This is a genomic window from Mesorhizobium huakuii, from assembly GCF_030160235.1.
Classification (GTDB): Bacteria; Pseudomonadota; Alphaproteobacteria; order Rhizobiales; family Rhizobiaceae; genus Mesorhizobium; species Mesorhizobium huakuii.
Genome location: NZ_BSNY01000058.1, coordinates 1 through 7,241, shown reverse-complemented (window position 1 = coordinate 7,241; position 7,241 = coordinate 1). Strand labels below are relative to the sequence as shown.

Annotated in this window: 6 protein-coding genes; all 6 read right to left on the bottom strand. The window is 59.8% G+C overall.

Going from position 1 to position 7,241, the window contains the following annotated elements; all coding sequences use genetic code 11:
- Nucleotides 1-492, bottom strand: a 492-nt coding sequence (locus tag QQK95_RS30905) for a DUF7665 family protein (RefSeq protein WP_284278271.1), incomplete at its 3' end; no start/stop codon positions are given.
- A gap of 3 nt (nucleotides 493-495) precedes the next feature.
- Nucleotides 496-1,023 (bottom strand): hypothetical protein, encoded by a 528-nt coding sequence (locus QQK95_RS30900; protein WP_284278270.1) that lies wholly within the window; start codon nucleotides 1,021-1,023, stop codon nucleotides 496-498.
- Nucleotides 1,024-1,093: 70 nt separating this feature from the next.
- On the bottom strand, nucleotides 1,094-4,435 hold the full coding sequence (locus QQK95_RS30895) for a UvrD-helicase domain-containing protein (protein WP_284278269.1): 3,342 nt from the start codon (nucleotides 4,433-4,435) through the stop codon (nucleotides 1,094-1,096).
- Nucleotides 4,432-5,064: a hypothetical protein gene (locus tag QQK95_RS30890; RefSeq protein WP_284278268.1), complete on the bottom strand. Its 633-nt coding sequence runs from the start codon at nucleotides 5,062-5,064 to the stop codon at nucleotides 4,432-4,434. Before QQK95_RS30890 ends, QQK95_RS30895 begins: the two co-directional genes overlap by 4 nt.
- A complete protein-coding gene (locus QQK95_RS30885) occupies nucleotides 5,061-5,861 on the bottom strand; it encodes a hypothetical protein (protein ID WP_284278267.1) in 801 nt (266 codons plus the stop codon). The genes QQK95_RS30890 and QQK95_RS30885 overlap by 4 nt, the downstream gene beginning before the upstream one ends.
- A gap of 617 nt (nucleotides 5,862-6,478) precedes the next feature.
- Complete coding sequence (locus tag QQK95_RS30880; protein ID WP_284278266.1) at nucleotides 6,479-7,108, bottom strand: hypothetical protein; 630 nt, start codon at nucleotides 7,106-7,108, stop codon at nucleotides 6,479-6,481.
- Nucleotides 7,109-7,241 lie beyond the last annotated feature (133 nt).

Below are 7,241 nucleotides of genomic sequence, written 5' to 3'. Positions count from 1 at the left end.
TCGGAATGACTGGCCGGCTTCAAATCGGAATCGATGGCCGGCTTCGTCGGAATACGCAACGAGGTATTGAACAAGACCGCGTGCCGGCTGCCAGATCAGATCCGGATGTTCCTGCCGCCAGTTGTCGTGACCGGTGATGCTTTCGCGGTCGCAAGGCACATAAAGGCACGTACCGTTCTTCCAATCCGGACGGAATACCGCCGGCACGCGAGACTTGCCACCCGGCCACTTGGCGAACGCGAGGGGAGTGTTGGCTGCGATGTCCCACGGCTGCGCCGTGGGCGGATTTTGGGGGTAGCCTGAGCAATCGAAGCGCAGGGCTACCCAGTCGGGAGAACGTGTCCGCGGCGCCGCGGCGACCTCGATGATGACATGCGGCCAGCTGATGCTGTGCGGGCGCCAGCGGCCGTTGTGCACGCCGAGCTGGAAGGCGCCACTTTCGAGTTCACTCCCTAGGGCGCTTTCGTCGGGGAGGCGCAGCGGAGCGTTCATCGCTTAGCCCTCCACGCGCTTGCGGGGAACCAGGGTGAAGCTCACCGAGCACGTGCCCTTGCGGACCAGGGTGCCGATATGAGTGTCCGGGTCCGGCCGTTCCGTGGTGCCGGCGAGCTGCAGAACGTGCTCGCTTGCATCCACCGGCGACATGCCGATCTCCTTGACGAACCACCGCTTCACCCGCGCCACCGTCGCCGCTGGGCTGAAGCGGCGCTCGTCCTTGTGAGCATTGAAGGCGACAGAAACCTCGATGCGGCGGCAGCGATGCAGGATCACCCGATCCTTTGCCTTGCCGCCCTGCTCACCAAATGGCTTGGTCTGGACCAGAGGCTCTTCCTGATCCTCGAGGAAGATCAGAAACTCGGACTGGTCGCCTTCGAGAAGGCCGCGCTCCTTGGCCGCGTTGACGAGCGTCTCGACCGGCGCAGCCTCGTCGATCTCGAAAATCTCGATCTTGTTCGAGCCTTCGGCCTGAAGGAAAATGGAGAAGGAAGTCATAGTTTTACCTCTTGAGGTTGAGCGCGGCATCAGTGCCGCTTACCCACCTCAAGCCTGGAAAACCCCGAGTCCGAAAAGGCCGGCCAGAAATTTCCGGTGCTTAGTGCCGCTCCACTCCGCTCGATGGACAGATGAAAGAGTAGGGGCAGGTCGGGCATTCGCGGCCGCCGGGCTTGGGCGCAAACCGACCAGCTTCGATGTCGTCGAAAACTGCCGCCACCTCAGCCGCCAGGCCCGTATCGGTCGTGGCGCTCTGCGCCGTTCGGTCGCCGGTCAGCAGGGAAACATGCTCGAATACCACCGGCTTGGAGTGGTCCCGCGCGACCGCATCGTGGAGGAGTTTGTCGCGCGTGCGCCTGGTTTCCTTTTTCGCGAGTCGGCCGGCTTTGAGCCGCTGGACCACGATCTGGTGCGGTTCCTCGCGGATGTTGTCCGCCTGCAAAATCACGCGTCGCGTACCAATCAGCGCCTCGCGGCCGAGACCTAGCACGGCGCCGGACATTTCCCTCGACGCTACCGAAAGCATCTGGCGAGCCGTATCCTGGTAAACGGCGTTGTGCGGGTGCTCGACGGGTCCGAACTCGGCCCAGTTCTGCTCGAACGTCTCTGACATCGCAACGGCTCGATCGGACTCGACGGTGCCATTCATCCACTTCAACATCGAGCGGATGACCGAAAGGAAGCGCAGGTACGGAGCCTGTTCCGAACGCGACCGCAGTGCCAGAACGTCCTGGTAGTAGAACTTCCTCGGGCATTTTTCATAGCGCTCGATTGCCTCCACGGCGATGCCTGCGGACAGGTCGACGCCGCCAGCCAGCAGCAGGTAGGGGACCTCGGCTGAGGTGCCGTCGAGCCAGTCCGGTTGGCTTGTTCCCCCAAACGTCGCCTGCAACGGCGTCAACAACGACGATGGATTGGGCCTCGACCACCCGCCATATTTGTTCGCCCTCGAAAGCCCCAGGCGGTCTTTGGCCCGCGAGAGCGCGACGAAGAACAAGCTCTTCTCCTCCATATCCGATGAGAGCAGGGGATCGGGTTCGATCATACCGTCGGGTAGTGGGCAGAGCTGTGGCTGGGCATTGGGCGGGAACATGCTGGGGCTTAACGACGGGATGTGGACGTTGTCGAACTCCAGCCCCTTGCTGGCATGAACTGTCATCAACTTGACCGCATCGATACCTGATGCCACGGCGGGCAGCCGGCGGAACTCCTTTTCCTCATCGAGGATTTCGAGCCGGCGGACATGCTCCAAGAATGCTCGTTTTGGATCGACCTTGGATCGATGTCGATGCTCGTAGGTAATTTGGAGCAGCTGGTAGAGAGCAAGGCGCCTTTGCTGGGCGTCAACGGCATCGCCTCTGAAAATGTCCGCGACGACGCCGCCGCGGTTGAACAGATAGCCCGCGAGAAATGCATGCGGCGAGGTCATGAACTGGACGCCACCCACGTCATCGATCAGGCGCTGCAAGCCGTTCCGGCCCGAATCGCTCAGGCCGGGAACAAGGTCCACCTCGCGGAGGGACTTCAGGACCGTGGTCTTGTTTTCCCGCACCCAGTGCAAGTGCGTCTGCAGGTCTTGGGGCGGTACCGCGTATCGCGGCCACTGACCGACACGAAACAGTCCGATGCCGTCCCCTTCGGCAACCACCGAAAGCAAGCTCAGCATGTCGCGGACTTCAGATCGCTCGAAGAAGTCGCCGAAATAAAGAGCCGGAATGCCATTCTTCTCGAAGTGGTCGGCAAGCCGCGACAAGGTGGTGTGCGACCGGGCCAAAACCGCGTGGCTGCGGTAAGCGTCGCCTTCACCAGTCCTAGCCCTGATCCGCCCGGCAATACCCTCGAACTCAGCCTCTCGCGTGGTCGCAACATTGTAGGCAACGGCGCCGGTGTCCGTTCCGCGATGTGGAATAAGCCTCGGTGCCGGCCCGTCTTCGGACGGCAGGTTCATCGAGCTCCCGAAGGTTTCGAAGATCGAGACGATCCGCCCACCGGAACGGTAGTTAATCTCGAGATCGGTTCGATCGGCGCCAACGAACTGCTGGCGGAACTTGGCCATATTCAATGGAGAAGCGCCGCGAAAGCGGTAGATCGACTGCCTGACGTCGCCGACGACCCACGGTCCACGACCCGCCGGTGCCAGCTTGTCCAGGAACACGCTGCTGGCGTGATTGGTGTCCTGGTACTCATCGACCAAGACATTCTGGTATTTCGATTGGACCCAGCCGAGCGCCTCCTGGTTCGATGAAAGCAACTCCACCGAACCGGCTATCAGGTCGCCGAAGTCGAGCCAGCCTCGGTCGCGCATCTCGGCCTGGTAGATCGCGTAGACGCGAGCAACTTCGGAGGCTTTGGCGCCAGCATCAGGATCGCGCTGGGCAGTCCGCGCAGCGTAGACTTCGTACTGTTCAGGCGAGCAGAGTTCGTCCTTGGCACGACTGATTGCTCCGAGCACCGCCTTGAGCGAACGCAGGGGTTCGTAGAGGTCGAGGTAATGGTTCAACGAGAGCTTCGGCAGCAACTCCTCGAGCAGGAACAACTGGTCTGAGCGGCTCGCCATGTAAGGTGCGTCGTTCGGCCCATTCCAGTAGAGGCGTTGCAGCTCCAGGCCAAAGGCATGGAACGTGCCGGTCCATACGCCCGTGCTCGCCTCTCCAAGGCTTGCCCGTATGCGAACTGCCAGATCCTGAGCAGACCCGTTCGAATAGGTCAGTGCCAGTATCGAACTCGCCGGCTCGTCGTGCTCGATCAGATGCTTGATACGGCTGACCAAGGTGCGCGTCTTGCCCGTGCCGGGTCCGGCCCGGACCTGATGTGGTCCCATAGGTGCGGTGACCGCTTTGAGCTGCGAGGGATCCGGGTCCGGTTCCGGCGGCCGCGCCTTTGGCAATGCATCGTCGGGGAGCAGGATTGCGTCCGCAAGTTGCTGCAGGACCAGGTTCTCGGGAACCTCCAGTTCGACCGCTATTGCGCTCGCGGTGATATCCCCTTTGAGAAATCTATCCCTGAGCTTCAGTCGCGGCAGGAGTAGTTCTCGGGCATACACGTTGGCCTGCGCCTCTCGCCTCTGCTTGGGACTGTAGGCATCGGACTCGCCAAGTGCGGACTCTTCAGGTTCCGCAGGCGTCCACGGATCGACATCGTCCTCGTGGCAGGGTTCGGCGTCGCGATGTAGCCGCGCATGTGCAAGTTCGTGGGCAAGGACGAAATGCTTCTCGTCTTCGGCAAGCGCCTCCGAACACAGGATGCGATTCGTATCCTGGTCAAAGAGCGCTTGAGCCCCATCTAGCAAGATACTGTCGGCGGGAAGGATCAGAAGCTTCAGCTCGGCATCGCCCAGAGCTCGCTGGAGCAGGGTGGCGGCGGGAAGAAGCTCGGTCGTCTCAGGCACAAGGTGGCTGTGCCAGTGGGTGGCCAGCAAACGGATTTCGAGCCAGCTGCTCATGGTGGACCGGTTCCCTCCCTGGTAGCTCGAAGCCACCGAGCCTTTTCTTGCTCAGATAAAGACGAGCCCTGGACAGCCTCCTCCCAGGTCTCTGCCCGAACCTCAGCTCGTTTGTGACTTCTGAGCAGCCCTGATCTTGAGCTGGCCACCCTGGGCAATGAAAGCGCTGCCCATACTTGACGAATACTTCCTTGCACTGTCGCAGCGAGAGTTTCAACAAGCAGTCGTGGAATTCCACCTATTGGATCGATGCGGCAGCGATCCAGCTTAAGAAAGATGTCCAGAGTGATGCCGACTTTGTGGGCGACGTCCTCTTCGCTGAGGCCGGCCCGCTCCACGAGCCTGGACAACCGAACGGGTTGTTCCACCTTCTGAACAGAATCGCGGGCATGCAAGAGGTTCATCGCTTCGCTCACCGCCAGGTTCGCGAAATGTTCGGCGTCGAGGTGAGGGATGTCCGAATCCTCCTCCAGCTGGAAAGCCAAAGCGGCAAAATAGTCCGTAAGTTCATCGGTGAATGCAGGGTATCGGGCGATCCAGGCGACGAGAACCTCGTGGTTGGGAACGACGTCTCCTTCCTCAACCATAATTGCGAGGATGTCATCGAAAGTCTGGCTAAAGCGGGTCATGACGGTTCTCCGAACGCCTCACGCATCTCCTTGATTGCACGGTCGATCCAGTACTGGACGGTCCTTGCTTGCTCGGGGCGAAGGCCAAAATATTTGGTTACGGTGGGCATCGATGGATCGGCACTGGTCATCGGCCAATCGCGCAGTTTGCGCAAAATGAAAGCCTTGCGGTGCTTGGGATCCTTGATCGCCTTGAGCAACTGCCGAACCTGGGGCGGGCTGGTCTTGCGGATCAACTCGTCGAGAGCGGTGCTCGCTGCCTTTTCTGGGATGTCATCGAGGGGATCCGAACCGTCGGCTGTCGTAGAGGCGGTGTCGAACTTATTGGCCGTAGGAACATCCTTGAAAGGGCGCTGTTCCTTGATCGTCTGCTGCCGGACTGCTCCGTGGAAGTCTACTTCAAGGTTCTCGGACATGCGCGTCGACGGATCGGCGAACAGCAAGGTCACCAAGTGTACCCGGACTCCACCGGCAATGATCTCAACGTCGGTATCGCTGAACCCGCGACTGTTCTTGGCAACGATTGCAGCGGCGCGACTCATGATCTCATGGACGAGTTGGCCGACCAGATGACGGTCTGTGCCAGAGTGGCGGGCAAAGTAGACCAGCGTCTGCGATTTGCAGGTGCTAAGCGAACCACCCAGAAGCAGTGTCGCGGGATCTCCCGACCGGAGGATCTGCGTGATCTCTTCCTCTACGTCGCGAAAGCGGTTGTACGCACCGCCACCTTTCGCGCGTACCGAGGTCAACGGCACGGGATACAACATCGGATCATCCATTGTCGAGGAGTCGCTCATGCCGACCTCAAGCCAGCAATCCGTCGAATGCGAAAAGGCCGCGAAGGATTTTCTGTAATTAGTTTTTGCTTCCTATAGAATCTATAGGAGCCTGGGGCTGGATTACACCTAAATCCCATGGTTTCCGATGCCAATGCAGCCTCTTTGCGTAACCAAGGTCACCGCTCGCGCACAGTACGCCCCATCCCCTGCCGCAGCTTTCGGGACAGCCTCAAAAGACCTTGCTCTATAAGACCCAAGCGGAGAAGTTCGCTGAGTGTGTTGCAGCGATCGGTTGAACCCGCCGTCAAAAGCAGAAATCCACGGGCTGACGAGCCAGCTGACATTGTGGCTCGGCGGGCTTCTGAGCGCCACTAGCCGTCTTTGTCGAATGGATCGCAGTTACTTAGTTCGCAGACGAGGCGGCGCTGAACTGCCCATCGCGAGTTGCGAACGATGGAAGCTCAAGCATCCGTTCCTGTGTCATGGTATTGCGGTTTTCGAAGCGATGTGGAGGGGCAGTTGGTAGAGCGCAACGTCAATGACGAAGATGCAGTCATTTAATCGCTAATAGGATCCACATCTCGGTTAGCCACCTTCGGGTCCACATAGAAGATCGTGGGGGCGGGCGAGCGAATTCAAACCAAGGGACGACGGCCCTGAAAAGAGTAAGAAGCTTTCTGGATCGCAGCAGCCAATTTTTTCAAATCTTCAGAACGTCCCAGATAGACGCCAATAGACAAAAGCTCATACATCAAACCGTTCCGCCAATCGGCGCTGATCTTGTTGTAGAGTTCAGCAGCAAGTTCTTCAGCATCGTCGCGCTTCTTTTTGACATTCGGGAATAGATTGTCGGCATGCACTCCTCCAACCTGGTTTGCGACGTATTGGATGACTGTTCTGCGACTGATCACCTGTCCCCGGCGTATCGCTCCTGCGGACTCCACGTAGTCAAGAAGCCGCCAGCCGCGGTGGATCATGGCGCTGAACGGCCCCGGAGGGAGTGGGTCGTAGGTAAGAACCGATCTAGCGATCGATGACACCACAACTGCAAACCCCTCATCCGCGAGGGCAGGCACGCCAGTTTCCGGGTGCTGCACGCGATGGCCGCCTAAAGCAACCACTGACATGCCACTGACTGGCGCTCCTCCAGCAACTACTGCCGCTGCGTGTGTTATCGGCTGCTGCATTTGACCCATCAAGCCAAGAAGGTCCGGAGCCTGAACAATTGGCTGCCCTTCAAACCCGAGATGCCGCCACGCTGCCATGATGGCACCTTGGCCGCGGTCGACAAGGAGCCGTCTGAGCGTGGCTGCTCCCCTACGCACATCAGCGTCTGTCAGCGAGCTATGCTGGAATTTGGGTGACGAGGCTGATCAAGCGGCGCTCTGCGGCTTCAAT

Bases quoted from the DNA above. Each gene is read 5' to 3' on its own strand.
- QQK95_RS30900 (WP_284278270.1), bottom strand. From the start codon at position 1,023: ATGCCGCGCTCAACCTCAAGAGGTAAAACTATGACTTCCTTCTCCATT.
- QQK95_RS30895 (WP_284278269.1), bottom strand. From the start codon at position 4,435: ATGAGCAGCTGGCTCGAAATCCGTTTGCTGGCCACCCACTGGCACAGC.
- QQK95_RS30890 (WP_284278268.1), bottom strand. From the start codon at position 5,064: ATGACCCGCTTTAGCCAGACTTTCGATGACATCCTCGCAATTATGGTT.
- QQK95_RS30885 (WP_284278267.1), bottom strand. From the start codon at position 5,861: ATGAGCGACTCCTCGACAATGGATGATCCGATGTTGTATCCCGTGCCG.
- QQK95_RS30880 (WP_284278266.1), bottom strand. From the start codon at position 7,108: ATGGCAGCGTGGCGGCATCTCGGGTTTGAAGGGCAGCCAATTGTTCAG.